The organism is Microbulbifer sp. MI-G, from assembly GCF_030440425.1.
GTDB lineage: Bacteria > Pseudomonadota > Gammaproteobacteria > Pseudomonadales > Cellvibrionaceae > Microbulbifer > Microbulbifer spongiae.
In genome coordinates this window covers 2,675,330-2,700,928 of record NZ_CP098023.1, presented here as the reverse complement: position 1 = coordinate 2,700,928, position 25,599 = coordinate 2,675,330, and the positions used below count along the sequence as shown (strand labels likewise).

The window sequence follows — 25,599 nt, the reverse complement described above, 5'->3', positions numbered from 1 at the left end:
TGGACACAACCCCTATGCGCATCGGCCTCTGTTGTCCCCACTGTGGCGCAAAGGCAAGAGCGCGCACCAGTCAGCAGAAAGACCGTAGGCGAGGCGGGGGGTTGACTGCGCGTGCCGGGATGATACGAGGTGTGTGACAGGCTGCGAGTGGTCTTGGAGGCGGACAATGACAGATGGGGGGTTGAGAAGGGAATAGTAAGCTTCCTAACGTGCTCACCGAGGTCAGTGGAAAGCGACCAGCGTAACCGACCTGCTAGATACAGTTAAGACAATTATTCTCACGCCACTGGAGACAATGAGAGCTTGAGCGACATCTCTCTGGCTCGGATCAGCACCATGGGGTAGTCACAGCACGTCTTCGATCTCACCGCCCCCTCCTTACAGATGAAAATGTGAGTGGGTAGCCGGGGCGGCATATTTATCAACATAAAATGAGAGAGGCAGGGAAGATTGGATGAGTAATTCTGACCGTTGATCACTATTTTGAAAGCCCAGAAAAGTAATCAACTATAACCGGGATGAATGATCAAGTAAGAGCAGGTTTATGACGTTATAAAAAGTAATCGCGACAATGCCGGTCTATTTTCCTATCTTAATCTACAATCAATATCTCACTTGTTATCTAAATTAAATAAAGGAATGCTGACCATGAAGATATTGGCTGTTTTGTACAGTGATCCAAAAGAGGGAATGCCTTCACAATATCCACTCAAAAAACTGCCTGAACTTACAAGCTATCCAGATGGGTCCAGTTTGCCTAGCCCACAGAGTATTGATTTTACTCCAGGTGAACTGTTGGGGTCTGTTTCAGGAGAATTGGGTTTACGCAAGTTCCTTGAAAGTGCTGGGCATACATTAGTTGTTACATCCGATAAGGATGGCCCCAGCTCAACAGCAGCAAGAGAACTTGAAGATGCTGATATTGTTATTTCACAGCCTTTCTGGCCTTTTTACCTGACAGAGAGTTTGATGAGAAAAGCCAAAAATCTCAAACTGGCGATCACGGCCGGTATTGGTTCTGATCATGTCGATCTGGGTGCCGCTATTAAGCATAGCATTGATGTTGTGGAAGTTACTTGGTCTAACTCGATTTCTGTGTCCGAACACGTCGTCATGATGATTTTGGCATTGGTGCGGGATTACATTCACCAGCACGACATTGTTAAACAAGGCGGGTGGGATATTGCGGATGCGGTGGCGCGTTCTTACGATTTGGAGGGCATGCATGTTGGAGTTTTAGGTGCAGGCAGAATCGGTTTATCCGTATTACGCAGACTAAAGCCTTTTGAGACCCATTTGCATTACTTTGATCAGCATCGTCTGCCAGAAAGCATTGAGACAGAGCTTGGTCTTAATTATCATGATGAACTAATCTCTATGCTCGCTGCTTGCGATGTTGTCTCCATCAACTGCCCCCTACACCCCGCAACTGAGAATCTATTTACTACAGAGCTTATTGATCAAATGAAACCCGGCGCTTATTTGATCAATACAGCCCGAGGTAAAATCTGCAACCGTGAAGCCATTGCCAAGGCCCTTGAGTCAGGTCAACTCAGTGGTTACGCTGGTGATGTTTGGTTTCCACAGCCTGCCCCTGCCAACCATATCTGGCGATCAATGCCCCACAATGGAATGACACCCCACACTTCGGGCACAAGCCTATCTGCTCAGGCACGCTATGCTGCAGGCGTCAGAGAAATTTTAGAGTGCTTTTTGACGGGTAGGGCTATTCGTGAGGAGTACTTCATTGTTAAAAATGGTTCTCTTGCAGGGGCCGGTGCAAATGCGTATACCGAGGGTAACACAACAGAGGGAGCAGAACAGTTAGCAAAGGATACCTAATAACTGGAGGATATCTTTGACTGCCAAACGTTTTACCTTGTAAAGGGTATACCAGTTTCATTCTTTTTATGAACAATAGGATTTACGTACCGCTTACAATTAAAAAGACTGCACAAGGTGGCCAGGGAGTCAAAGAGGTGAGCGTGACTTAGGCGGGCTGGGCGTGCGGCTCGTTGCCGCTGTCGATCTGGTAGGACTGGAACTGCACTACCGCTTCGCCGATCCATTCGTTGAGTTCGGCAAAACGGGACTGCAGTGCGCTCAGATACTTCAGCACACCGTAGATTATCTGATGGATATTTTGTTCGGTTAGGTAGAATATTACGCCATCACGAAATGCGTGAGCTTTCCATCACCCCTACACAATAATGTTGATCGCAGGCTGGCATGTTGTGAGTAGTCATTAATGCTTGTTTAAGGATTCAAACAAAGTCAGACGGTCCTTTGCGGGCAGTGTCAATAGCCAGTTTTTAAGTAAGGCGTGTTGATTATTTTTTGGTGGATTGATGGTGCGACAGAAACCGACATCACACACAAAGGTGTGTCCGCAGTCCTGATTTTTACAGGCGCAATATAGCTGTGTGAGTTTGGGAACTATCCTGTTGTTACGGTGATCACTGCTTTGGGCTCACATTTAATGCAATGTATCCTCATATCAAAAAGCCTGAGCCTTGTGTGCAATCTTACCTATTATACAATTATCTATCTTGAAAATACATCTTCCTAGAAATTTTTTCTGAATAATGCTTTAACTGTAAAAATAGCGCATTTGTCTCCTTGAACCACTTGGTCCTCCCCCCTTGAAGCGCTTGTTCAGGTACAGCTCGTCGATGCCCGGAATGTGGGGTTCACCGAATCGGTGCCTGCACCCCAGAAGCTCAGCACGGGCGCCGAATATGTCGCATACCGTCTTTTTGATCAGCCCGGCATGAGCTGCTATGAGAGTGTAGGGGGTGGTTAAAGGGTTCTTTTTCCACGTACTCATGCAGTCCAGCGTCATGCGGTAGCCGTCCACCATCTCCGATAGCTGGGGCCTGAAGGTGATCTTGCAGGCCCAGCAGGTAAACTGGCGGCGGACCACCTAAAGGGTGGCCTGCTTACCAGAGAGGAGCAGATCACGGTAGGGAACATCACGCTTGCCGAACTGCCCGAACTCGACCTGCACGCCGCATTCCTCGCAAGCAATGGGATTGAGCGCGGCTACCTGGTGGCGTATTTCGTCGTCGGTGGAATGGCAACCCAACACTTGGTAATTAAGCAGAGGCAGGATGTTATTCAGTATTTCAGTCATAGATCTGAGTACGATGGTTCAATTAGTTGAATTTCTTGCATTGTCCAATTTTGTAAATTCTTGTATGATCTTTCGCCAGCTCCCTTCAATATGAGGTATTTGTCCAATGCGCTATTGATGCCGCCGTTGTTATAACGGCCAGTCTCCACCAGCCCCCAGTAGCAGGGGGAGTACTTGGCATCTTGGAAATAGCCCATGACAAATACCCATCTCGTACTAAAAGACGTGTCTCACGTGCTGCCAGACGGCAGAACTCTTTTTTCCGACCTTAATGAACTGTTTGACCTGCGCTCAACGGGGTTGGTTGGACGTAATGGTGTGGGAAAAACTTTGCTGGCACGCATACTGGCTAGGTTGTTACAACCAACCTCCGGGTACTGTCAATGTTCCGGCAGCGTGTATTATCTTGCCCAGCAAGTGATATATCCTGATGGTTCTACAGTGGCCGACTTGGTGGGAGTAAAGCGTACACTGGATGCACTAGCACGGATCGAGTCTGGCAGTACGGCATCGGAGGATTTCGATGCCGTAGGGGATGACTGGGACATACACCAGCGACTTCAATATGAGCTTGAACACAACAACTTGGGCCACCTTGTGGCAGATACACCTGCCGGCATTCTGAGCGGCGGTGAGGCGGTGCGAGTTTCCCTGATTGGTGCCACGCTCTCGGATGCAGACTTCTTGATTCTTGATGAGCCGAGCAATCATCTCGACAGACCGAATCGTCAAGCACTGATCGAACAACTACAACGGTGGCCGCACGGGCTGATTGTGGTCAGTCATGATCGGCAATTGCTGGAAGTCATGGAACGCATCGTGGAATTATCATCTCAGGGACTGCACAGCTACGGGGGAAACTACTCATTTTATGCCGAGGCTAAGGCACACGAGCGGCAGCATGCCCTACAGAATCTCAATGAGCGCAAGCTTGAACGCCAGCGTCAGGAGCAAGCTGCGCGGAAGCAGCGTGAACGCCAAGAGCGACGCCAAGCACGGGGCTATCGACAAGGTAAAATAGCCAACCAAGCTAAGAGCTTGCTGGATCGACAAAAAGAGCGTTGCGAAACATCGTCAGGCAAGTTGTGTAAGAAACACGCCGCTATTCGAGCGCAACTAAACCAACATGTGCGCGAAGCAGCGCAGCAAGTTGAAGATGAGTCACAAATAATCCTGCATGCAATAGCAATCACCCAATCCGTAAAACGTCGTGTGGCAGAGTTGGATCGCGTAGAGCTACCTTACGTAACTACATCAACTCGTGCCATCAGCCTGATCTTGAGTGGGCAACAGCGTATAGGTGTTGTCGGCCCGAACGGTTGTGGCAAATCCACGTTGCTTCGTGTGCTTTCGGGCCAACTAAAGCCCTTGACCGGGTCATGCAAGGTGACCTCCGAGAATGCATACCTCAACCAGGAGTTAGGGAATCTTGATCCGGATAAGACGGTACTCGCACAGCTACAATTAGCCAATCGTAAAGCTATCGAAGGGGATCTTCGCATGCGTTTGGCGCAACTAGGCCTTAATGCGCAGAAAATAGCAATACCCAGCAGATCGCTGAGCGGTGGAGAGCGTCTAAAGGGGGCTCTAGCATGCATACTCTACGCCGATTCACCACCGCAGCTACTGTTGCTGGATGAACCGAACAACCACCTTGATTTACCCTCGATACAGGCACTGGAAATCATGTTGCGTAGTTACCAAGGTACGTTGGTAATAGTATCGCATGATGACTCATTTTTGGAAAACCTCGAACTAACAGATTTCTTGCTTGCTACTGAACAAGGCTGGAGCTTGGAGTCACTTTGACAGGAAGAACTGTCTCGCGATAAACCATATTTTCCGTTGTTCACCTGAGCTCTACTTTTGAGTGCCAACGCAAAGATCAACCAGGTTTTCCAATTACCCAAGAGAACAAAAATAGTGCCAGATAAAAATTGCGATGAATTAAACCCAAGATTTTCTGGTAATAGTGACCTTTTCGCATCTCTTGGGCTGTCCAATTTTTGTGAATACCCATTCCCAAGTCTAAGATCGGGCACAGCACCTTGTTTGAAGTAGATATCCTTCCTATTCTCTGCGTCGGTTCTATATGCTTGCATATACGACTAAGGTCAGATGAATATGACAGTCACACTGTTAAAGAAAATCATTTTCAAATCCAATGGTCAATCAAATTGGCTACTCTAGAGGGGGGCTATGAAGAATATAATTATGAAAATCCTGTTAATTTTTACTGGTCTGAAAGTGTTCCGATTGATAATCCAATATAGGCTTTTAGGATGCAATATGATCCCAAAAATTAGAAAAGGATCCATTAAACCAATAATGCGTAATTGATCGTTAATTGCACAGAGAAGAGGGCCGCAGGTCACTCCTCCCCACGCCTGCCGGTTTTGGGCGCTCTTTTAGTTGATGAAATGGCATAAGAGGCTAGGGCCTGAGCTGGTGCGGGGTCTACAGCCAGTGGAGATTTCACAAAATGAAAGGTATTGAAGCGCTTTGAACAGATTTTTCACTGATCAGAACCTCAGAGTACTGGTACGGGCTACAAGGGAAGAGGGCGACAGGAGCATCTTTGCAGCTAGGGCTGGCGCGCTCTGGCTTGATTTGTAATGGCAGCGCTGGTCAGGCAGTTATCTTGTGCCTTTACCTTTCTTTACTTCAGCTAATGCCTTGGAGATTGCTTTCTTTGCCTTTGTGTATGAACTCTTTGGGTCTGCTTCATTAGGTAGAACAGTGAACTGTTTTTCCTTGTCGGTTTGTAGTGGTCAACTATTTCCGGACAGTAAGTTAAGTTTTTCTTCCGCCTTTGCGGGTGGTATACCATCGTTGTGCTGATGGGGACGTTCCCAATTGTAGTAGGTCATCAGATAGTGACTGATGTCCCGGCTTGCCTCTGCGATGGAGGCGTAGCCAAGAAACGGTACCCATTCGCTTTTCAGGCTGCGGAACAGTCTTTCCATCGGAGCATTGTCCCAGCAATTTCCACGACGACTCATACTCTGTCTCATCCGGCAGCGCCATAGCCGCTGCCTGAAAAGACGGCTCCCATACTGGCTACCTTGATCCGAGTGGAACATGACACCATTTGGCTTATCTCGCTGCTCCCAGGCCATTTCCAGAGCTTTCACCGTGAGAGCCGCATCCGGCTGCTCTGAAATCGCCCAACCGACGGTACGGCGGGCGTACAGATCTATCACCGTAGCCAGGTAGCACCAGCGAGAGCCAGCCCAGATGTAGGTGATATCGCCACACCAGACTTGATTTGGCATTTCCACATTGAACTCTCGATCAAGCTCATTCGGTATATCTGGCCGTTCAACCGTTGCCTTTTTGTAATTGTGAGAGCCCGGCTGCTTGCAGATCAGACCAGCTTCGCGCATCAGCCTGCGCACTTTGAAGCGCCCGATTGTGATGCCCTGATTGTTGAATATCCCCACAATTGTTCGGCTACCAGCGGCACTGCGGCTACGCTTGAAGACTTCATTGACCCTGGCACAAAGCTGAACCCTCGATACATCAATGCTATTTTTTCTGCTCTTGTACTCGTAGTAGCATGATCGAGGTACATCAAACGCTTTGCAGACCACTTCGACGGACTCTTGCTCACTTAATCGGTCTATCAGCGCGTACGATTCATCTCGTCGGACATCAAGAGAGCGGTAGCCTTTTTTAGTATCTCTTTCTCCCGTTCCAGGCGATTGATCCGGGCCTCAAGCGCTTGGATCTTTTGTTGATCGGAGGTAAATGCTTTGCTCGCAGGTGTCTTCCCGCTACGTTCAGCTTCAAGCTGTTTCACCCATCGGCGGATGGCGGTGGTACCCACATCCAATGAACGGGCGGCCTCAGGTACTGAATAAGCTTGATCTACGACCAGGCGGGCAGCATCCAGTTTGAACTCCAGGGAGAAGGAACGACGTTGTCTACTCATTGAACACCTCTAACTCAGGTGGCGACTTTACCACCTAAAATGGTGTCCGGGTTTAGTAGACCACTACAGTTAGCGGCTTGTTACTCATTGTCATGGTCCTTATCGAGATCAATGATCATCTTTCTGTCTTTGTCACTTTTGCCGGACGCCAAGCCTTTAGGCTCTTTGATCTTGCCTTTCTCTTTTCTCATTTGTTGAGCCAGCTTCTTTAGCCCAGCTTTTGCTCGTTCTTCTTTGGAAAGCCCTTTGAGCCTCTCATCATGAGCAGTATTGAAGTCTTTGATTTTGTCATTCATCAAATAATTCTCCGGATACAGCTGTCGCTTTTGGGGTCGTACTGGAACCCCTTGTGTTCATAGTAATCTCGGACATCACTATTTATGGGGTGCATGATTTTCACATGCGTGGCACCAAGAAGAGTGGCATAGGCGTATAGGCCAAATAAGTTAGGTCTAAATGTGGCTCCCCTGCTTCTGGTGACTTCTCGATGTAGTCAAGTCTTAGCCCTGTAGCGTGATAGGTTGGGCGCCCCATGGCAAAGCCTACCAAGCGATTGCCAGCCCAAGTGGCAGCCTCAAATCGTTTAGGGAATTTAAGTTTCCAGCATATCCAAGAAGAAGGCCAGTCCCAATTAACCCTCCTGTTAGGGTGATTTTCCCAGTGTTGGAAAGCGGCATAGGAAGTGCTATCGACAAGTGCAAGGCGGGTATCCGGCAGGCCCAGTGCTTCATAAGCCATTTGGATTGATTGCCGCCTGAGTTCGGTATATCTGCGCTCTAGCTCCTCGCGCATGTTTAGCTTATAGCCCGCCATATAAACTCCTTTTCAAATGGCACTTCTGCTTTTTCTTACTGCAGCTGGCTTCTTTTTCTTTCAGTCGGCTTTGCTTGCTAATAAATCGGCTGAGAAGCGGGGGAGGGGCGCTATATGCACATGCACTTTGCGCGTCTCTGGCAGTAAGAGATATTTTTGTGTTGACACCTCAATGAAAAAAGGCGCAACCAAGATATTTGGTTGCGCCTTTTTGCATCTTTTAACTATATGATTTAAAAGATTTTTTACTGGCGGTGGGGCAGGGATTCGAACCCTGGGACCTGTTACAGTCAACGGTTTTCAAGACCGCCGCTTTCGACCACTCAGCCACCCCACCAATTTGTGCCCGGGATTATACCTGGCTCCTGGCTGGATACAAGCATCATTATAAATTTTTTCAAATAGTTCAATAAGTTAGACGATTTGTTGGACAGTTTTTGCCACAGCGTTGCACGGGTAAAAGCCACCTCCAGGGGCAGGTGGCTTTTACCCTGTGTGCTCAGCTGGCCTCTGCTGAGTTGCGGCCGATGTCGGTATCGGCATGATTCTGCGCTTCCCCTTGGCTCACACGGGGATCATTGGTGGGGCGGGGCAGGGTGCGCGGGCTGTGCTCGACGGCAGCGGGCTGATCTGTGTCCAGCGGCTGCTGTAGACCCATTTTATGGTGTTCTGTGACAATCGAAAGCTCGTGCAGCGGCTTGGGGTTGATCCGGGGATCATTACCGGCGCGGCCCTGCAGTGCTGGGGAGGGTGCTTTTTCCGATGCCGCAGCTTCCGCGGCCAACACGGCTTCCTGGGCGCCGTCGCCCGCATCGCGCTGTTCCCACAAAGCGGCGTCATTGGCTTCTTTTAAGGCAATCTCTTCGACATCCACCGGCTCAATAGCAGAAGCATTCTCCAGCGGAGAGGGATCTGTTATTGGTGTTTCGGCAACCGCTTTCTCAACAGCAGTGTCTATTTCCACTTTGCCGGGAGCCTGTGCTTCTGCCATTGGGTTGGCAACAGACGGCTCCTCAGATGCTGCCGGGATCGGTTGCTTTTCGGTATCAATAGTGATCGTCGGTTCTGCGAGTGTAGATGCCGTTTCGGCCTTGGCTCTATTTCCTCTGGCGGTATCACTTTGTATTGCTGTGGGTTCAGGTTGTTCCATCAAGTGAGGGCTTGTTGAAACCTCTGCTACCTGCGCAACTTGCTCTGTTTGAGGTGCGGGTTTTGATGTCTTGGGCTGGCGCTCGTGCCGCCTCCTGGATCTGGTTTCCTGGGCTGCAGGCGGCGCTGCACTGCGGTTTTTATTGGCAATGGCTTGTGACTTTTTGGCTTCACCTTCCGCTTCGTCAATGGCTTCATTGATTTCGCGGTTCAGTTCTTCCTGGCCTTGGGTTGCGGCTGTGGCAACTTCTCCACGGCGGCCGCGGCGGCGTGCCTGCGGGCGTCCGCGAACATTGCTTGGGCGGCGTGCCGGCTTCTGTTGTTGCCCCGTGGCTTCACCAGCCTGCTCAGCTTTGGTATCAGTAATTGTAGAGCGGTTGTCGTCTTGGCCACGGTTGTCGTGGCTGCGACGGCGACGGCGTCGGCGTTGGCCATCGCCCCGCCCTGAACCGGTCTCGGATTCCTCGGTTTGCTTCCCCTGGCGTTTGTCTTCTTGTCTGGTGTCCTCGCGGCGGTCATCCTTGCGGCGTGCGGGACGCCCATTGCGGTTGCTGCGGCCACCGCGCTGATTGCGATTGCGCTGGTAACCTTTGCTGCGATGTTTGGATTTTTTGTGTTTGTCAGACGCTTTTTCCCCGCTTGAGAAGAGAGAGGCAATGGCGTTAATCAAACGGCTGAGCAGACCGGGTTCGAGCTTTTGTTCCGGGGTGGGTGCCGGAGCGGTATGTGCGATCTGCTGTACAGCGGGTTGAACCGCTGTGCGCTGGGGCTTCTCCTCTTTTCTGGTAGCGACCTCTTCGACAGTGCCGGAAATTTTATAGGAGGTTTCCGGAGTGGCCGTGTCGTCATCGCGCAGGCGCTGCACTTCAAAGTGTGGAGTTTCGAGTTCCGCACTGGGCACGACAACGACACGGGTATTATTTCGGGATTCGATCTGCGAAATGGTTTTGCGCTTTTCGTTGAGCAGATATGTGGCGACATTGACTGGCGTGATCGCACGAATCTCTGCACTGCGCTCTTTCTTGGCCTCTTCTTCCACCAGGCGCAAAATGGAGAGCGCCAGGGATTTTGTGCCGCGAATGGTGCCCTGACCGCTGCAGCGGGGGCAGATCCGGAAAGTGGTCTCACCCAGAGAGGGGCGCAGGCGCTGGCGGGACATTTCCAGCAGGCCAAAGCGGGAGATTCGGCCAACCTGGACCCGGGCGCGGTCCATGCTTAGGGCCTTCTCCATGCGCTTTTCCACTTCGCGCTGGTTGGATTTGCTCTGCATATCGATAAAGTCGATAACAACCAGGCCCCCCATATCGCGCAGGCGCAATTGGCGGGCAATTTCATCTGCCGCTTCCAGGTTGATATTGCGGGCAGTCTCCTCAATATCTCCCCCTTTGGTTGCGCGGGAGGAATTGATATCGATAGATACGAGCGCTTCTGTGACATCAATCACGATGGAGCCACCAGAGGGCAGCTTTACTTCCCGTTCAAAGGCGGTTTCTATCTGGCTTTCGATTTGGTAGCGGTTGAACAGCGGGATAGCATCTTCGTAGTACTTTACCTTGCTGGTATAGTGGGGCATGACCTGGCGGGCGAATTCCGCTGCCAATTGGTAAGCGCCTTTGTCATCGACAATCACTTCGCCGATATCGTCGCGCATGTAGTCACGAATTGCGCGGATAATGACGTTGCTTTCCTGAAATAGGAAGTGTGGCGCCTTGGAGGAGTCGGCTTCCTCTTTGATCGCTGCCCACAGCTTCAGCAGGTAGTTCAGGTCCCACTGCAGTTCATCACTGCTGCGGCCGACACCAGCGGTGCGCACGATAATACCCATGCCCGAAGGGACTTCCACGCTGGCCAGGGCATCGCGCAACTCAGAGCGCTCATCACCTTCAATGCGCCGGGAAATACCACCGGCGCGGGGGTTGTTTGGCATGAGCACCAGATAGCGCCCGGCAAGGCTGATAAAGGTGGTGAGCGCTGCGCCCTTGTTGCCGCGCTCTTCCTTATCTACCTGTACAATGACTTCCATGCCCTCCTTAACCACATCCTTGATCTTGATGCGGCCTTCGTGCTTGAGGAAGTACTCGCGGGAGATTTCCTTTAGTGGAAGGAAGCCGTGGCGCTCTTCGCCGTAATCGACAAAGGCAGCTTCCAGGGAAGGCTCCACACGGGTGATCTTGCCTTTGTAGATATTGGCTTTTTTCTGCTGGCGGGTACGGTTTTCAATGTCCAGATCGTAGAGCCACTGGCCGTCTACCAGGGCAACACGCAACTCCTCTGGCTGGGTTGCGTTGATTAGCATTCTCTTCATGCGTGTCGTTTTCCTTGCGTTACGCAAAGGAGGACAACCGCTGTTCACAGGCTTGCTTGTGGGCCGCCAAGAGGAGAGGACCAGATGGCGGGGCAGGGACAAGGGTGGCACTATGCTCTGCCGCTGATTCGATCTGTGCGGCTGATTGAAACCAGTGTGCACCCTTTCTGGCACTGCAAAAACTCTGGATACGCACTGCTGCCACGTGATCCATTGGTACCTTCTGTACCATTTTTCCTTCAGTACTTTCTGTGAGTACTGCCCGGTACCCGTACCATGGGCTTGCATGGCTGGGTCGGGTGCCACCCGTCGGTCAGTTTCAGGCGGGGTGGCAAGGTTTGCGTCAACATTGCTGGTTGTGTAGCGCGGCTTTTGACCGAGACCAGCAGTTCTATATTTTGTGCGCCGGGTCTGCGTAAGCGGAGAAACCCGGGTAGCCAGTGCGGTCGCTGGCGTTATCTGCTACAGAATGGGACGCAAGTTAATGAGTCGTCCTTTCAAGCGCTGCGGGTCACGGCCCGTCTTACCTTCGCGATAAATACCCGCGCAACTGCGGGTTGTTACTTACGATGAGGCCCCAGGGGTTTGCAATGCTGGGTAACGCCTCACCGGCTGGGTTGTTATCGATAACGCGGCATTTCCGCGCACCGGCCGAACGGCGATATTTTCTTTGAAAACAGAGCTGTTTTTTACAGTGGCAAGATGCCAACAGTCGAAAACCTGCCGAATCCGGTCTGCCTGAATATAGCATGGACAGAAGAGTGCTTCAATTGTCCCAGTTGCAACGCTATGATGCCTGCCATGCGAAGTACACCCTCCTTTAAGTTGGCTGCGGCCGACAATTCCTCTGGTACCTGGACTCCCTCTGGTGGCGTGCAATTTTTGACTGTGCCGCTTGAGCTGGCGGGGCAACGGATCGATAACTTCCTTCTGGCACGCCTCAAGGGGGTGCCCCGTTCAAGGATCTACCGAATCCTGCGCAAGGGGGAGGTCAGAGTAAACAAAGGGCGTGTGAAAGCGGAATACAAGCTAAAGACGGGTGATGTGGTGCGCGTGCCGCCACTACGCGTGGCCGACACAGCGCCTGCCCCGCTGGCGGGGGCATCACTGCGTCAGCTGGTGAAAGCGTCGATTCTCTACGATGACAATGGGCTGTTGGTTATCAACAAGCCTGTGGGTTTGGCGGTGCATGGCGGCAGCGGTATACGGCTCGGGCTTATTGAGGTGCTGCGCCAGATCTATCCGCAAAGCCCCTTTATTGAGCTGGTACACCGCCTGGACCGGGATACCAGTGGTGCGATCATGGTGGCGCGCAAACGCGCAGTGCTGCAGCATGTGCAGGCTGATCTGCGCAGTGGTCGCGTGGATAAATCGTATTTGGCGCTGGCTGCGGGTAAATGGCCGCGCAGCCGGCGGGTAGTAGAGGCCTGCCTGCGCAAGAATACTCTTAAGAGCGGCGAACGGATGGTATCCGTTCATCCCGACGGCAAACCCTCTGTGAGCCGGTTTCAGGTGCTGGAGCGCTTTCGGGCGGCGACCCTGCTTGCGGTAAAACCGGTGACGGGTCGCACTCATCAGATCCGGGTACATGCGCAGTTTGTCGGTTGTCCACTGGCAGGTGATGACAAGTACACACCAGATGACGTGAACCGAAGGTTTCGCAGCCTGGGCCTCAAGCGTCTCTTTCTGCATTCCGCCTCTGTGGGTTGTCAGCTCCCCGATGGGGAAAAGGTAGTTGTGGCGGCGCCGTTACCCGATGAACTGGGGGCACTGCTGAAGAGATTGCGCGAGGAAATGGGCTGATGCTGGTTATTCTCGACTGGGATGGCACTGTCTGTAATTCCGAGTCCCGTATCGTGGGGTGCATGCAGCGCGCTGCTGAGCGGGTGGGGCTTCCAGTGCTTGCTGCAGAGGCGGTGAGCGATATTATCGGGCTCGGGTTGCCGGAGGCGGTGGAGGCACTGTTGCCCGATGCCGGTGTTAAGGAAAAACAGGCGCTGCGTCAATTGTATTCCGAGGAGTGGTTGGCTGCCCGGGCCGAGCCCCTGCCGCTGTTTGACGGGGTGTTGAATACCCTGGATCAATTGCGTTGCACTGGACATCAGCTGGCAGTGGCCACGGGCAAAAGCCGCCGCGGCCTCAATCGCGAGTTTGAGCAGCATGGTCTGGGGCACCTGTTTGCAGCGAGCCGCTGCGCAGACGAGACGGCCTCCAAACCTGATCCGAGGATGCTGCGGGAACTGCTGCGGGAGACAGGCCGCTCCGCTGGACAGGCGGTCATGGTGGGAGATACAGTGTACGATCTGGAGATGGCGGCGGCGGTAGGCATGCCCTCCGTCGGGGTCAGCTACGGTGTACATTGTCCGGCGCGTTTGCGGGAATGTGGCCCCAAAGCCATTATCCACCGCTTCACCGAGTTGCTCAGCTGGCCGCCCCTGGTGTCTTGAGAGGCGGTGCCAGTGGGTCCATACCGTGCTCGCACAACAGGTCTGTTAGACGGATCAGCGGGAGGCCCACCAGGGTATTGATGTCGGTACCTTCCAGCTTTTCAAATAGCGTAATCCCCAGTCCCTCCACTTTGAATGCGCCCGCGCAGTCGTAAGGTTTCTCCAGTTCCACGTAGCGTTCAATCTGTGCTTTGCTGAGTGGGCGAAAATAGACCGTATAGGTTTCTAGGCAGGTCGATTGCCTGCCGCTTGCGCTGTCGAGGACAGACAAGCCTGTATGGAAAGTGGCTCGTTTGCCGGCGCAGGTGCCCAATTGCGCTATGGCGCGCTCCCGGGAGCCCGGTTTGTGGAGGATGTGGCCGCTGCATTCGGCCACTTGGTCCGCTCCAATAATCAGGGCCTGCGGATATGTGCAGGCCAGGGCGCGGGCTTTCTCTTCGGCGAGGCGCAGGGCCCGGGTGCCAGCGTTCTCCCCGGGTTTCGTCTCCTCATCAGTTAAGGGGGCGGCGTACTGGAAAGGGAGTTGCAGTTGCCTGAGCAGGGCCCTTCGATAGGGAGAACTTGAGGCGAGTATCAGGGGCTGGGCCATGCTTACCGTGTCTCCACTTTTGTCCGGTTGCGGTTTAAGTTCGGGGGATACTGCAGTGCCTCAATGGCTTTGACAAGGGTGGGGTGAGTCCATAGAATTGCGCGCTTATGCCGACAGACCCCTCTAGATCATTGTTACCGAAGTGTATTGACGCGCGAAAGTTGGCGCAACGCGAGCAGTCTCTCGACGGCATTTTGCCGCCGGATGCCCTTGAGCGGCTAAATAGTGCGGTAGAGTCTATTGATGGCGCAATTTCAGCGGAACTGCGATTTGGGCGGGACCTACAAGGGCGCCTTACTGTGCGCGGTAGAGTCACTGGTACTGTCGAGCTGCTTTGTCAGCGCTGTCTGCACCCGGTACGCGAGCAGTTGGAAGCGCCATTTTACTGGGGTATTGTATGGTCCGAGGCGCAGGGCAAGTCTCTCCCCAGAGACCTGGACCCAGTGATACAGGGCGGCGATGAGCTGGATCTGTACCAGATTCTCGAGGATGAAATTCTGCTCAATCTGCCGATGGTGGCTTATCATCAGGAGAAGTGTGTCCCCAAGGGGCATTTCCAGTTTGGTGAGAGTGATACCGAAGCGGGTGGGCAACGGGAAAACCCCTTTAAAGTGCTGGAGCAATTGAAGGGTTCATCGGGCAAGTCGTAGATTGGCCCGATGGGTTAGGGCTCGCCGGTAGGCGCCCCGGTTCCAGCGAAATCTGTTTATTTTAGGAGCTGGTAATGGCTGTTCAACAAAACAAGAAGACTCGTTCCCGTCGCGGTATGCGCCGCTCTCACGACGCCTTGGGTGACGATACAACGCTTTCGGTAGACCCGACGACTGGCGAAAAGCACCGCCGTCACCACGTGACCAAAGATGGCTTCTACCGTGGCCGCAAGGTGATCGCAACCGGCGGCACCGAAGAAGAGTAAGTCTTGGTCAACCGATTGCGATTGGCCGTGGATACGATGGGCGGGGACTTAGGTCCCCGCTCTGTCGTTCCGGCCTGCATCCGATTTCTTCAGAGCTTCCCGGAGGCGCACTTAACGCTTTTTGGCCCGCGCAACGTGCTCGCGGCTCAGCTATCCAGGCAGTACCGCCAGAGTTCCCCCGATCGGTTTGAGATCATTCACTGCGAACAAATGATCACCCAGGCATGCAATCCCCTGCAGGCTGTGCGTCACAGGCGTGAGTCCACAATGGCCCTGGCACTGAAGGCGGTTGCCCGTGGTGATGCCCAGGCCGTTGTCACCTCAGGCAATACCGGCGCACTGTTAGCGCTAAGCCGCAGTATTCTGGGTAATATTGACGGGGTTCGAAAGCCGGCGCTGGGTAAGTCTGTGCCTTCGGGTAAGGGCTCCTGCTATCTTCTGGATCTCGGGGCGAATGTGGACTGCAATGCAACAGACCTGCTGCAATTTGCACGGATGGGCATTGAGGCGCAGCATATCCACACGGCGATTGCCCGCGAGGACATCAAGGTGGCCCTGCTCAATATCGGTGCGGAGGCGCACAAGGGAACAGCCGAGATACAAAAAGCCGCAAATCTGCTTGAGACTGATCCCCGGATTAACTATGTGGGTTTTGTGGAAGGGCACGATATTTTTACCGGGGCCGTGGATGTGGTTGTCTGCGATGGTTTGATGGGGAATGTGGCAATGAAGTCCGCTGAAGGCGTGATTCGACTAATGGGTCAAAAAGTGTTCACCATCGAGAAAAAGGGATATTTCAAGCGTTTTTTTGGCCAATTGGCCATAAAACTGTTGCGAAAATGGCGTACACAGCTGGAGCCTGCCCGCTATAATGGCGCCAGTTTTGTAGGGGTGAAAGGCAATGTGATCAAGAGTCACGGCGGGGCCAGCAGCGAGGCATTCTACCGGGCGCTGGTAACGGCCAAGGAGTGCGCCGATGCCAATCTTGCCGCCAGGGTTGATGCAGCTCTGGCGCAATCCGGCGCGCGGAACCCGAATGAAGCAGGGTAGGAAATAGCCTCTGCTGATAATTGCCACTTAGGTTTAAGGATATCTTATGACCAATGCTGCACTTGCATTTGTCTTTCCGGGGCAGGGATCCCAGAAGATTGGGATGCTTTCCGAGATTGCCTTGGAGGCTCCCGAAATCCCGGCCACCTTTGCCGAGGCTTCGGAAGTTTTGGGGTACGACCTCTGGGACCTCTGTCAAAATGGCGAGCAGGAGGATATCAATCTCACCCAGCGCACCCAGCCCCTGCTTTTGACCTCAAGCGTTGCCCTGTATCGTCTCTGGCGCGGGCGCGGTGGCGCTTTGCCGGGCCGTATGGCAGGCCACAGCCTCGGGGAGTGGTCGGCACTGGTCTGTTCCGGTGTTGTGGCTTTTAAAGAGGCGGTGCACCTGGTGCGTGAACGCGGTCGCCTGATGCAGGAGGCTGTACCCTTGGGCAGCGGAAGCATGGCAGCAGTGATTGGTCTGGATGATGAGGCAGTGGAAGTTGCCTGTGCTGGTTCTGCAAAGGGCGAAGTGGTTGCTGCTGTGAATTATAACTCTCCCGGTCAGGTTGTGATTGCCGGCAATAGCGCTGCAGTGGAGAGAGCGATACAGGCCTGCAGGGCGGCGGGTGCCAAGAGGGCCATGTCTCTGCCGGTTAGCGCCCCTTTCCACACCGAGTTGATGCGACCCGCTGCCGAAAAACTTGCGCCCCAGATTGAAGCGGTGCAGTTTGATACACCTGAAATTCCCATTGTGCACAATGTGCATGCACAAGCAGAATCAGATCCGGCGGCAATAAAGGCCCTGATGATCGAGCAAATCTATCACCCTGTACGCTGGACCGCCTGTACGCAAAAAATCATCGCCGATGGTACGGCGCAGTTGATTGAATGCGGGCCCGGCAAGGTGTTGGCTGGACTGGTCAGGCGAATCGATCGCAACATTACCTGCCATGCTGTTGATAATCCATACAGCTTTAATGAAGCCCTGAGATCCACTGCGGCATAGACCGTACAAAAGCTCGGTGCGACTATTCACAAGGACAAAGCCACTATGACGTTACAGATTTCCCTAGCGGGCAAAGTCGCCCTGGTTACCGGAGCCAGCCGGGGTATTGGCGCGGGGACGGCAGATATGTTGGGCGGTCTGGGTGCCACGGTCATTGGTACTGCCACGAGTGCTGCCGGCGCTGAGAAAATCACTCTGCGCTTTGCCGAAAAAGGCTTCAGCGGTGTTGGCATGGTTCTCGATGTCACCAAGTCGGAGAGCATCACACAATTGCACGCTGCCGTGAAAAGTGATTTTGGTGCGCCTACTATCCTGGTCAACAATGCGGGCATCACCCGGGACAACCTGCTGATGCGCATGAAGGATGATGAGTGGGACTCAGTGATTGAAACAAATTTGACCGCCGTATACCGTATGACCAAGGCCTGCTTGCGCGATATGACCAAGGCGCGCTGGGGGCGTATTGTCAATATCAGTTCTGTTGTAGGCAGTATGGGAAATGCGGGCCAGAGTAATTATGCCGCTACCAAGGCCGGCGTGGCAGGATTTGCGCGCTCATTGGCGGCGGAAATCGGCTCTCGCGGTATTACAGTCAATACCGTTGCGCCCGGATTTATTGATACCGATATGACCAAAGTGTTGCCTGAGGCGCAGCGGGCAACACTCCTGGAAAAGATCCCTCTCGGTCGACTTGGCCAGCCCGAAGAGATTGCGTCTGTGGTGGCATTCCTGGCGAGTGACGCCGGTGGTTATATCACCGGTGAGACAATACAGGTCAATGGCGGCATGTACATGACTTGACCAGCATTTGCAATTAATTTTATAACTTATTGATTTCAAAAGTATATGCTTGTTTTCTGAAGGTGGTGAAGGGCCGTGCATTACATCCCCAAAAACTTGGGGTACAATGGCCTCTGAATTATCCAGAAGCTGTGTGAGCCGGTCGTTGTCACCAATGGTTGGATTTGGTGAAATAACAATAGCGACCAAAACAGATTTTTACCCACTAGGAGTTAAATTGAATCATGAGCAGCATTGAAGAGCGCGTTAAAAAGATCGTTGCTGAACAATTGGGCGTGAAGGAAGAAGATGTCAAGCCTGAAGCCTCTTTTGTTGAAGATCTGGGCGCGGACTCGCTCGACACAGTTGAGCTGGTAATGGCTTTGGAAGAGGAATTCGAGACCGAAATCCCCGATGAAGAAGCTGAGAAAATCACTACTGTTCAGCTGGCAATGGATTACATCAAGGACAACCTTGGTTAATTTCTGCTGGGTAGTTTAGGCGCTGGCAGTATCCTTTCGATACTTGGCCAAGCGACTCCGGGAGCCGTTCTATGTGTTACATAGCGCGGCTCTCTTTTTATTCGCACCATGGAATGATGACTGCTGGCCGGGGGTTGTTCTCTCCACTGGGTTGGAATCTACGGCGGCAGCAAGAGCTTCGGGGGAATCAGAGTGTCGCACAGAAGAGTGGTAGTAACCGGAATGGGGGGTGTCAGCCCGCTGGGTAATACCTTGGGAGAGACTTGGTCCGGTATTCTCGCAGGGACCAGTGGTGCAGCTCCGATAGAGACATTTGATGTTTCCGCTTTTTCTACCCGCTTTGCGGCCACAGTGAAAGCGTTTGATCCCACCCCTTATATGCCCGCCAAAGATGCACGCAAAATGGATACCTTTTTGCAATATGGCCTGATTGCGGGTATCCAAGCGGTGGAAGACAGTGGTCTGGAAGTCAATGAGTGCGACGCACCGCGCATGGGTACCTGTATCGGTTCCGGCATGGGGGGCATCCTGGCCATTGAAAACAATGGCATGCTGATTGCTGAAAAAGGGCCGCGCCGGGTGTCCCCCTTCTTTGTGCCGGGCGCCATTATCAATATGGTCGCGGGCAATTTGTCGATTAAGTATGGCCTGAGGGGGCCGAATCTCGCTGTGACCACGGCCTGTACAACAGGTACGCACGCGCTGGGCCTGGGCATGCGCGCAATCCAATATGGCGACGCAGATGTCATGGTATGTGGCGGTGCCGAAATGGTTACAACACCCGTCGGACTCGGTGGATTCTGCGCAGCGAGGGCACTTTCGACCCGCAATGACGATCCGAAATCCGCCAGTCGACCCTGGGACAAAGACCGCGACGGTTTTGTGCTGGGGGAAGGAGCTGCCGTGCTGGTACTGGAGGAGTACGAGCGGGCCAGAGCGCGAGGGGCAACAATTTATGCAGAAGCCGCCGGTTTTGGTATGAGCAGCGATGCCTTCCACATGACCTCTCCCCCCGAGGACGGTGCAGGTGCGGCACTGTCAATGCAAAATGCGCTCAAAGATGCCGGACTCAATGCGGATGCCATTCAGTACATCAACGCTCACGGTACCTCAACGCCATTGGGTGACAGGGCTGAAATTCAGGCGGTGCGCTGTATCTTTGCGGATACAAGCAGTCGGTTGGCAGTGAGTTCCACCAAGTCGATGACGGGTCATTTGCTCGGGGCTGCGGGTGCAATAGAAGCGGCTTTCTCCGTTTTGTCTCTGCGCGACCAGGTAGCACCGCCTACCATCAACCTGCATGACCCGGACGATGTCTGTCGCGGTATGAACCTTGTTCCCCATGAGCCCCAGTCCATGGTGATAGACGCGGTGCTTTCAAACTCCTTTGGTTTTGGTGGCACTAACGGGTCGCTGATCTTCAAGCGAGTCTGATGCACTCGCCCGAACAGGGGGCGGACACGCTCCGCTGGGGGAAGGATGTTCCAGTTACCACAACTCTTCCTGCGGGGGCGGGCTGTGCCCCGGTTGGCCCCCGACAGTGACTATACAGAGGGCATCCTCGAAACCATGCGTTGCCACAGCGGCAGCCTGCCGTTGTGGCCACTGCACCGGGACCGCTTGATCCGCTGCGCCTCTTTGAATCGGGACCTGCTCAATGAAATCGATCGTTGCATCCCACATCTGGCCGCCCGGTATATCCGGGGAGAAGCGGTCGCCCGCTTGCGTATTGGTCTTGTTGGCGGTGACAGATGCTGGGATCTGTCCTTTTTTCCGATGATGTGCTCTCTGGAGGCGGAACTCGGTGTTCACTTGTTTCCTTGCAACACACGCCTGCCAATTTCTGGTTTGATGAATTCGGGCTGCAAATTCCTGTCTCGCAGCCGATATAATGCAGCTAAAGCTGAACTGCCGGCGGGTGAGCGACTGGACGGCCTGATGTTCGATAGCGCTGGCAGGGTAATAGAAAGCCTGCGCTGTAACCTGTTGGCACGTTTCGACGAGACCTGGGTGACCCCGGATCTGCAACGCTGTGGTGTCCGGGGAGTCATGCGTGCATGGCTTTCTGATTGGGTCAGGTGGCAGGAGCGGGATATGGATATTCAACTACTCAGCAGCGCCGATGAGGTAGTGCTGTGTAACAGTGTCCGGGGGGTGCTCCCGGTGGTAGAGGTTATTGGTATCAAGAACTGGTCAATAAGCGCCGGTGCGCGAAGATTGCAGCAGTTGATTGTGGAAGAATTGTGGTGAAGAAAAAGCGACCCAGTGTCCTCGCAAAGCTTTGTAAGGCCACATTTGGTGGGTTCTTCCTGGTGTGTCTGCTGGCGGCGCTATCGCTGTGGATGGCGAATGCCACCTTGACCGCTGCACTGCCGATAGAGGAAAACGGGTGGCAGTTCCAAGTGGAAAAGGGCAGCAGCTTGTCCAGGGCGCTCAGGCACCTTGAGCGCGATGGCATTATCCACTGGCCCCGTCTTGTGCTCGCCTATGCCTATTGGGCGGGCAAGACCGATATCCATCCCGGGGAATACCTGCTGCCCAAAGGCAGCAGCGCTATAGACCTGGTTTCCCGCCTGCACCGCGGTGAGGTGATGCGCTACCGGGTTACTCTTGTGGAGGGCTGGACGTTTCGCCAGGCACTGCAGAAGATCAGGTCGGAGCATAAGATCGTGAAATCTGCAGCGGGCAGCACGGTACATGCTGCAGCCCAAGCGCTCGGCCTGGAAGAAGGCGCGGTCGAGGGCTGGATTTTCCCCGACACTTATGTGTATCGCTCAGGCACCACGGATATCGAGTTGCTGCAGCAGGCCTATGAACGCATGCAGCAGGTGCTGGGCGAAGAATGGCGGGCGAAGGGAGACAAGCTTCCCTACAAATCCCCCTATGAGGCCCTCATCATGGCCTCGCTAATCGAAAAAGAAACCGGTCAGCCTTCCGAGCGCGGCCAAATTGCCGGAGTTTTCGTGCGCCGTTTGAACAGGGGTATGCGGCTGCAGACGGACCCTGCGGTGATCTATGGTTTGGGTGAGGGTTACAACGGAAATCTTACCCGCGCGCATTTGCGCCAGCCGACCCCCTATAATACTTACGTCATCCACGGGCTTCCCCCAACGCCTATAGCCCTGCCTGGGCGCGCGGCCATTCGCGCAGCGCTCAACCCCAAGCCGGGCAAAAGCCTTTACTTTGTAGGCAAGGGTGATGGCTCCCACCACTTTTCAGCAACTCTGACAGAGCATAACCGTGCAGTGCGGGAGTATCAGCTGAAGCGGCGAGCAGATTATCGCTCCAGCCCGGCAGAAGGAAATTAAATGGTGTCGCGCGGAAAATTCATAACTCTGGAGGGGGTGGAAGGCGTTGGCAAGTCCACCAACCTGCAGTTTATTACCCAATGGTTAAACGATCGCAAAATCCCATTTGTGCAGACCCGGGAGCCCGGGGGTACGCCCCTGGCAGAACAGTTGCGCGCATTGTTGCTCACCAGGCGCGAGGAAGTGGTGGACCCGATGGCTGAACTGTTAATGGTATTTGCCGCACGGGCCCAGCACCTGGCCCAAGTGATCGTGCCGGCACTGCAACGTGGTGATTGGGTTGTCTGTGATCGTTTTACGGATGCCACTTATGCGTATCAGGGCGGTGGCCGCCAGCTCGATAGAACACGAATTGAGCAACTGGAGCAGGCTGTGCAGGGCGACTTGCGCCCGGACAAAGTACTGTTGCTGGACCTGGACCCGGAAACTGGTTTGCGGCGCGCTGGCCGAAAGGGGGTGGCAGATCGCTTCGAGAGTGAGCACCTGGCGTTCTTCCATCGAGTGCGCAGCGCTTATCATGCGCGTGCACAGGCCTTCCCGGGGCGGTATGCCATCGTCGATGCCAGTCAACCCCTGGAACAGGTACAGAGAGCGCTGGGGCAGGAACTGGCACACTTGTTGTAGCTGCGTGTTAGGCTCTCCTGAAAAAAAGTGCTGCCTGCGGATGGCGGTTTCCCTTTAATATGAACTTGGCAAATGTCCGTATCTGAAACACTTGAACAGACTTCCATTCCCTCCCCGTTACCCTGGCAGGCTCAGCAGTGGCGGCGCCTCGGGATACAGTGGCGGGCAGGGCGCTGTCCGCACGCACTGTTGCTGACAGGCCAGGTGGGGCTGGGCAAGCGACGCTTTGCCGAGGCTTTTGCTGCCCTGGTACTGTGTGAACAGCCGCGTAACGGACAGGCCTGTGGCGGTTGTCGGGATTGTCGGCTCTGGCAGGCGGGTTCTCATCCGGATTTTCTGCGACTGGAGCCTGAGAAGCCGGGAGGAGCCCTCAAAGTGGAGCAAATTCGCCAACTGGGTAACTTTGTCGCACGTACCAGCGGGCGTGGAGGTGCGCGGCTGGTATGGCTGGCGCCGGCGGAAGCGATGAATATCAATGCGGCCAATGCGCTTTTGAAAAACCTGGAGGAGCCGGCGCCGTCGGTCATCTTCCTGTTGATTACGGGCTCGCCCTCGGGCCTGCTGCCAACTATACGCAGCCGCTGTCAGTCGATTGTCTTTCCGCCGCCATCGGAGGAAATGGCTTTGCAGTGGCTGGAAAACACCGGCTTCGAAAACGCTGTGGCGCGACGATCCCTGGCTCTGTCCGGTGGGGCACCACTTATGGCGGCGGCTCTGGCTGGAACGGAAGCCAGAGCGGAGCGTGAACAGTTTCTGCAGGAGTTGACCGCCCTGGCTCAGGGAAGCGTCAATGCCGTTACTGCGGCCGCCCGCTGGGAGGCACCCCCCGAGCACACGGCGCTGGACCAGCTTTTACAGTTCTGGCAGCAATGGCTTGCGCAGATGGTGCACATGCGCAGCTGTGATTTAAGTGGGGATGCCCAGGTGATGGCCCTGTTGCAAAGACTGCCCGGCACCGGGGAGGAAAGTCTGCGACCGCTGTTTGGATGCTACGACCTCCTTGCTCAGGCGCGCAGAGGATTGATGGGGGGAGCAAATCCCAACCGCCGCCTCCTCCTTGAGGAACTCATGATTCGCTGGGCGAGGCTGTTTTCCTAGAGACCGGCCCCCATCCTGAGTCAGAGAAAATGTGTATTCTGGACAGGACCGGTGGGCTCGGATAAGTTAGTGCGATAGTCAAAAAGTGGGAATGAGCATGAAAGCCATGGGAGGCGGTGCCCGCAGCGGCATTCTTTCGCTGAAGATCCAGGATAAGTCCGTTCTCTATGCGGCCTATATGCCTTTCGTAAAGAATGGGGGTCTGTTTATCAGTACGGAAAAATCCTACAGTCTCGGAGATGAGGTTTTCCTGCTGCTGAGTCTGATGGATGAGCCGGAAAAAATCCCGGTGGCTGGCAAGGTGATCTGGATAACTCCGAGCGGGGCCCAGGGCAACCGCACGCCGGGTATCGGCGTTCAGTTTGGGGACAAGGATAATATTGCCCAGAATAAAATTGAGACTTATCTGGCAGGCACTCTGGAATCGAGCCGGCCCACACATACGTTGTAAATTATCGATGCTCGTAGATTCTCACTGTCATCTGGACAGACTGAAACTCGACAATTTTGCTGGCGATATCAATGCCGTGCTGGAGCTTGCCCGCAAACGCGGGGTTGGCAGGTTCCTGTGTGTAGGGGTCAGCCTGGAAAATGCGGATACGGTAGTGGAGATCGCCTCTCGCCACGAGGATGTTGTCTGTTCCGTTGGAGTGCACCCATTGGATGTGGAATCGGGGTTGGCCGGTGTCGATGCTTTGATAAAAATGGCCGAGCGCCCCAAGGTGGTTGCTTTGGGGGAGACCGGTCTCGATTATTACTACAGTACAGAAAACAAGAAAGTTCAGCAGCAGAGCTTTGCCGCGCACCTGGAGGCAGCTGGCCGCGCGGTGCTGCCGGTGATTGTGCATACCCGCGATGCCCGCGAGGACACCATCAATCTGATTCGCACATACGGCAACCTGGAAACGGCAGGAGTTCTGCACTGTTTTACCGAGAGCTGGGAGATGGCAAAGGCCGCACTAGATCTCAACTACTATATTTCCCTGTCCGGCATTGTCACCTTTAAAAATGCGCAGGAGCTGCGTGATGTAGCGCGCAAGCTGCCCCTGGATCGTCTGCTGGTGGAGACGGATTCCCCTTATCTGGCCCCGGTTCCCTATCGAGGCAAGCCAAATATCCCCGCCTATGTGCGGGAAGTTGCTCAGTTTGTCGCCGACTTGCGAGGGATCCCCTATGAACAACTGGCCGGGATGACCACAGAAAACTTTTTCCGATTATTCTCCCGAGCCGCTTGATTCGGGCAACAGGAAGTACACCAATGATGAAACAGCAGCTGCAGGTCATGCTGACCCTGCAAGACGAGATCAATACCTTGGTCAATGACAACTGGCGCGCGCAAAATTTTGCCTGGTATCGGGCAATATGGGTGGAAAGTGCCGAGCTGCTGGACCATTACGGCTGGAAGTGGTGGAAAAAACAACAGCCGGATATGGAGCAGGTAAAACTGGAGCTGGTGGATATCTGGCATTTCGGACTCAGCCTGGAGTTACAACAGGGTGCCCCCGAGCGGGTGGCGGTGAGCATGCTGCAGGCGCTTGAAAGCGGGCGGCGCGCACCGGGTGATTTTCGCGAGAACCTGGAGACTTTCACCCTGAATACACTGGCCAGCAAGCAGTTTGACCTGGTGGGATTTGCCCAATTGCTCGCCGATACCACTATGTCATTTGCGGAGCTTTATCGGCGCTATGTCGGTAAAAATGTGCTCAATCGCTTCCGCCAGGACAATGGTTACCAGGAGGGTACCTATTTGAAGCACTGGTCTGGCCGTGAAGACAATGAGCACCTGGCCGAGATCGCCAACCAGCTCGATTCTGCTGCTGCCGATTACAGTGATCAGGTTTATCGCGCTCTGCAAACACGTTACCGGGGAGCTGTACGGGCTTAAGCGGTCTTGTGTGGTGTTGGCACAGGTGGAGTGTTCTCGCCCTTAAATTTGAGCCGCTATTTGCGGAGTAAGATGAATTTTACCTGCGAGGCCCT

24 protein-coding genes, 1 tRNA gene and 1 pseudogene are annotated in these 25,599 nt (G+C 54.0%); 18 read left to right on the top strand and 8 right to left on the bottom strand.

The window, feature by feature from the left end:
• Nucleotides 1-648 precede the first annotated feature (648 nt).
• Entirely contained in the window at nt 649-1,842 is a 1,194-nt protein-coding gene (locus tag M8T91_RS11385; RefSeq protein ID WP_301414280.1) for an NAD-dependent formate dehydrogenase, read from the top strand.
• 148 nt (nt 1,843-1,990) lie between these two features.
• On the opposite strand, the gene M8T91_RS11380 is transcribed toward M8T91_RS11385, so the two are convergent.
• Both M8T91_RS11380 and M8T91_RS11375 read right to left on the bottom strand, forming a co-directional pair.
• A complete protein-coding gene (locus tag M8T91_RS11380) occupies nt 1,991-2,119 on the bottom strand; it encodes a hypothetical protein (protein ID WP_301414279.1) in 129 nt (42 codons plus the stop codon).
• A 522-nt stretch (nt 2,120-2,641) separates the two neighbouring features.
• Nucleotides 2,642-3,133 (bottom strand): annotated as a pseudogene (locus tag M8T91_RS11375) (transposase family protein); the annotation flags it as partial.
• Nucleotides 3,134-3,328: 195 nt separating this feature from the next.
• On the opposite strand from M8T91_RS11375, the gene M8T91_RS11370 reads away from it, so the two are divergent.
• Entirely contained in the window at nt 3,329-4,942 is a 1,614-nt protein-coding gene (locus M8T91_RS11370; RefSeq protein ID WP_301414278.1) for an ATP-binding cassette domain-containing protein, read from the top strand.
• Between the two features lie 962 nt (nt 4,943-5,904).
• Here the strand turns inward: M8T91_RS11370 and M8T91_RS11365 are convergent.
• The 5 genes from M8T91_RS11365 to M8T91_RS11345 form a co-directional block, all read right to left on the bottom strand.
• A protein-coding gene (locus M8T91_RS11365; RefSeq protein ID WP_301413877.1) for an IS3 family transposase occupies nt 5,905-7,067 on the bottom strand; the annotation gives its coding sequence in 2 pieces (ribosomal slippage) (nt 5,905-6,812 and nt 6,812-7,067; 1,164 coding nt in all).
• A gap of 80 nt (nt 7,068-7,147) precedes the next feature.
• Nucleotides 7,148-7,363, bottom strand: a complete 216-nt coding sequence (locus M8T91_RS11360; RefSeq protein WP_301414277.1) for a hypothetical protein — start codon at nt 7,361-7,363, stop codon at nt 7,148-7,150.
• Between the two features lie 100 nt (nt 7,364-7,463).
• Nucleotides 7,464-7,880, bottom strand: coding sequence for a hypothetical protein (locus M8T91_RS11355; protein WP_301414276.1), 417 nt, complete (start codon nt 7,878-7,880; stop codon nt 7,464-7,466).
• 249 nt (nt 7,881-8,129) lie between these two features.
• Nucleotides 8,130-8,217, bottom strand: a tRNA-Ser gene (locus M8T91_RS11350).
• Nucleotides 8,218-8,379: 162 nt separating this feature from the next.
• Nucleotides 8,380-11,334, bottom strand: coding sequence for an Rne/Rng family ribonuclease (locus tag M8T91_RS11345; RefSeq protein ID WP_301414275.1), 2,955 nt, complete (start codon nt 11,332-11,334; stop codon nt 8,380-8,382).
• 801 nt (nt 11,335-12,135) lie between these two features.
• On the opposite strand from M8T91_RS11345, the gene rluC reads away from it, so the two are divergent.
• Both rluC and M8T91_RS11335 read left to right on the top strand, forming a co-directional pair.
• Complete coding sequence (gene rluC / locus M8T91_RS11340) at nt 12,136-13,137, top strand: 23S rRNA pseudouridine(955/2504/2580) synthase RluC (protein ID WP_301414273.1); 1,002 nt, start codon at nt 12,136-12,138, stop codon at nt 13,135-13,137.
• Nucleotides 13,137-13,781 (top strand): HAD-IA family hydrolase, encoded by a 645-nt coding sequence (locus M8T91_RS11335; protein ID WP_301414272.1) that lies wholly within the window; start codon nt 13,137-13,139, stop codon nt 13,779-13,781. Before rluC ends, M8T91_RS11335 begins: the two co-directional genes overlap by 1 nt.
• Here the strand turns inward: M8T91_RS11335 and M8T91_RS11330 are convergent.
• Nucleotides 13,756-14,370, bottom strand: coding sequence for a Maf family protein (locus M8T91_RS11330; protein ID WP_301414271.1), 615 nt, complete (start codon nt 14,368-14,370; stop codon nt 13,756-13,758). The genes M8T91_RS11335 and M8T91_RS11330 overlap by 26 nt on opposite strands.
• A 107-nt stretch (nt 14,371-14,477) precedes the next feature.
• Here M8T91_RS11330 and M8T91_RS11325 point away from each other — a divergent pair, with 107 nt between their 5' ends.
• The 14 genes from M8T91_RS11325 (at nt 14,478) to M8T91_RS11260 (ending at nt 25,504) form a co-directional block, all read left to right on the top strand.
• The gene (locus M8T91_RS11325) at nt 14,478-15,020 is read left to right on the top strand and encodes a YceD family protein (RefSeq protein WP_301414270.1); all 543 of its coding nucleotides are present in this window, start codon (nt 14,478-14,480) and stop codon (nt 15,018-15,020) included.
• A gap of 74 nt (nt 15,021-15,094) precedes the next feature.
• Complete coding sequence (gene rpmF, locus M8T91_RS11320) at nt 15,095-15,286, top strand: 50S ribosomal protein L32 (RefSeq protein ID WP_301414269.1); 192 nt, start codon at nt 15,095-15,097, stop codon at nt 15,284-15,286.
• Between the two features lie 3 nt (nt 15,287-15,289).
• Complete coding sequence (gene plsX, locus M8T91_RS11315) at nt 15,290-16,336, top strand: phosphate acyltransferase PlsX (RefSeq protein ID WP_301414268.1); 1,047 nt, start codon at nt 15,290-15,292, stop codon at nt 16,334-16,336.
• A 46-nt stretch (nt 16,337-16,382) separates the two neighbouring features.
• Nucleotides 16,383-17,327, top strand: coding sequence for an ACP S-malonyltransferase (gene fabD, locus M8T91_RS11310; RefSeq protein WP_301414267.1), 945 nt, complete (start codon nt 16,383-16,385; stop codon nt 17,325-17,327).
• A gap of 45 nt (nt 17,328-17,372) precedes the next feature.
• Nucleotides 17,373-18,128: a 3-oxoacyl-ACP reductase FabG gene (fabG, locus tag M8T91_RS11305; RefSeq protein WP_367317715.1), complete on the top strand. Its 756-nt coding sequence runs from the start codon at nt 17,373-17,375 to the stop codon at nt 18,126-18,128.
• A gap of 224 nt (nt 18,129-18,352) precedes the next feature.
• The gene (gene acpP / locus M8T91_RS11300) at nt 18,353-18,589 is read left to right on the top strand and encodes an acyl carrier protein (RefSeq protein WP_020415205.1); all 237 of its coding nucleotides are present in this window, start codon (nt 18,353-18,355) and stop codon (nt 18,587-18,589) included.
• 192 nt (nt 18,590-18,781) lie between these two features.
• Entirely contained in the window at nt 18,782-20,023 is a 1,242-nt protein-coding gene (gene fabF / locus M8T91_RS11295; protein ID WP_301414266.1) for a beta-ketoacyl-ACP synthase II, read from the top strand.
• 45 nt (nt 20,024-20,068) lie between these two features.
• The gene (locus M8T91_RS11290; RefSeq protein WP_301414265.1) at nt 20,069-20,839 is read left to right on the top strand and encodes an aminotransferase class IV; all 771 of its coding nucleotides are present in this window, start codon (nt 20,069-20,071) and stop codon (nt 20,837-20,839) included.
• A complete protein-coding gene (gene mltG, locus M8T91_RS11285) occupies nt 20,836-21,897 on the top strand; it encodes an endolytic transglycosylase MltG (protein ID WP_301414264.1) in 1,062 nt (353 codons plus the stop codon). The genes M8T91_RS11290 and mltG overlap by 4 nt, the downstream gene beginning before the upstream one ends.
• Nucleotides 21,898-22,521 (top strand): dTMP kinase, encoded by a 624-nt coding sequence (gene tmk, locus M8T91_RS11280; protein ID WP_301414263.1) that lies wholly within the window; start codon nt 21,898-21,900, stop codon nt 22,519-22,521.
• A 72-nt stretch (nt 22,522-22,593) separates the two neighbouring features.
• Nucleotides 22,594-23,619, top strand: coding sequence for a DNA polymerase III subunit delta' (locus M8T91_RS11275; RefSeq protein ID WP_301414262.1), 1,026 nt, complete (start codon nt 22,594-22,596; stop codon nt 23,617-23,619).
• Nucleotides 23,620-23,716: 97 nt separating this feature from the next.
• On the top strand, nt 23,717-24,070 hold the full coding sequence (locus M8T91_RS11270; protein WP_301414260.1) for a PilZ domain-containing protein: 354 nt from the start codon (nt 23,717-23,719) through the stop codon (nt 24,068-24,070).
• A gap of 7 nt (nt 24,071-24,077) precedes the next feature.
• A complete protein-coding gene (locus M8T91_RS11265) occupies nt 24,078-24,854 on the top strand; it encodes a TatD family hydrolase (protein ID WP_301414259.1) in 777 nt (258 codons plus the stop codon).
• A gap of 23 nt (nt 24,855-24,877) precedes the next feature.
• Nucleotides 24,878-25,504: a dUTP diphosphatase gene (locus M8T91_RS11260; RefSeq protein ID WP_301414258.1), complete on the top strand. Its 627-nt coding sequence runs from the start codon at nt 24,878-24,880 to the stop codon at nt 25,502-25,504.
• Nucleotides 25,505-25,599 lie beyond the last annotated feature (95 nt).

Excerpts from the sequence above, each read along its gene's own strand:
- M8T91_RS11385 (WP_301414280.1), top strand. The coding sequence starts at position 649 with ATGAAGATATTGGCTGTTTTGTACAGTGATCCAAAAGAGGGAATGCCT.
- M8T91_RS11370 (WP_301414278.1), top strand. The coding sequence starts at position 3,329 with ATGACAAATACCCATCTCGTACTAAAAGACGTGTCTCACGTGCTGCCA.
- M8T91_RS11360 (WP_301414277.1), bottom strand. The coding sequence starts at position 7,363 with ATGAATGACAAAATCAAAGACTTCAATACTGCTCATGATGAGAGGCTC.
- M8T91_RS11355 (WP_301414276.1), bottom strand. The coding sequence starts at position 7,880 with ATGGCGGGCTATAAGCTAAACATGCGCGAGGAGCTAGAGCGCAGATAT.
- M8T91_RS11345 (WP_301414275.1), bottom strand. The coding sequence starts at position 11,334 with ATGAAGAGAATGCTAATCAACGCAACCCAGCCAGAGGAGTTGCGTGTT.
- rluC (WP_301414273.1), top strand. The coding sequence starts at position 12,136 with ATGCGAAGTACACCCTCCTTTAAGTTGGCTGCGGCCGACAATTCCTCT.
- M8T91_RS11335 (WP_301414272.1), top strand. The coding sequence starts at position 13,137 with ATGCTGGTTATTCTCGACTGGGATGGCACTGTCTGTAATTCCGAGTCC.
- M8T91_RS11330 (WP_301414271.1), bottom strand. The coding sequence starts at position 14,370 with ATGGCCCAGCCCCTGATACTCGCCTCAAGTTCTCCCTATCGAAGGGCC.
- M8T91_RS11325 (WP_301414270.1), top strand. The coding sequence starts at position 14,478 with ATGCCGACAGACCCCTCTAGATCATTGTTACCGAAGTGTATTGACGCG.
- rpmF (WP_301414269.1), top strand. The coding sequence starts at position 15,095 with ATGGCTGTTCAACAAAACAAGAAGACTCGTTCCCGTCGCGGTATGCGC.
- fabD (WP_301414267.1), top strand. The coding sequence starts at position 16,383 with ATGACCAATGCTGCACTTGCATTTGTCTTTCCGGGGCAGGGATCCCAG.
- fabG (WP_367317715.1), top strand. The coding sequence starts at position 17,373 with ATGACGTTACAGATTTCCCTAGCGGGCAAAGTCGCCCTGGTTACCGGA.
- acpP (WP_020415205.1), top strand. The coding sequence starts at position 18,353 with ATGAGCAGCATTGAAGAGCGCGTTAAAAAGATCGTTGCTGAACAATTG.
- M8T91_RS11290 (WP_301414265.1), top strand. The coding sequence starts at position 20,069 with ATGTTCCAGTTACCACAACTCTTCCTGCGGGGGCGGGCTGTGCCCCGG.
- tmk (WP_301414263.1), top strand. The coding sequence starts at position 21,898 with ATGGTGTCGCGCGGAAAATTCATAACTCTGGAGGGGGTGGAAGGCGTT.
- M8T91_RS11275 (WP_301414262.1), top strand. The coding sequence starts at position 22,594 with ATGTCCGTATCTGAAACACTTGAACAGACTTCCATTCCCTCCCCGTTA.
- M8T91_RS11270 (WP_301414260.1), top strand. The coding sequence starts at position 23,717 with ATGAAAGCCATGGGAGGCGGTGCCCGCAGCGGCATTCTTTCGCTGAAG.
- M8T91_RS11265 (WP_301414259.1), top strand. The coding sequence starts at position 24,078 with ATGCTCGTAGATTCTCACTGTCATCTGGACAGACTGAAACTCGACAAT.
- M8T91_RS11260 (WP_301414258.1), top strand. The coding sequence starts at position 24,878 with ATGATGAAACAGCAGCTGCAGGTCATGCTGACCCTGCAAGACGAGATC.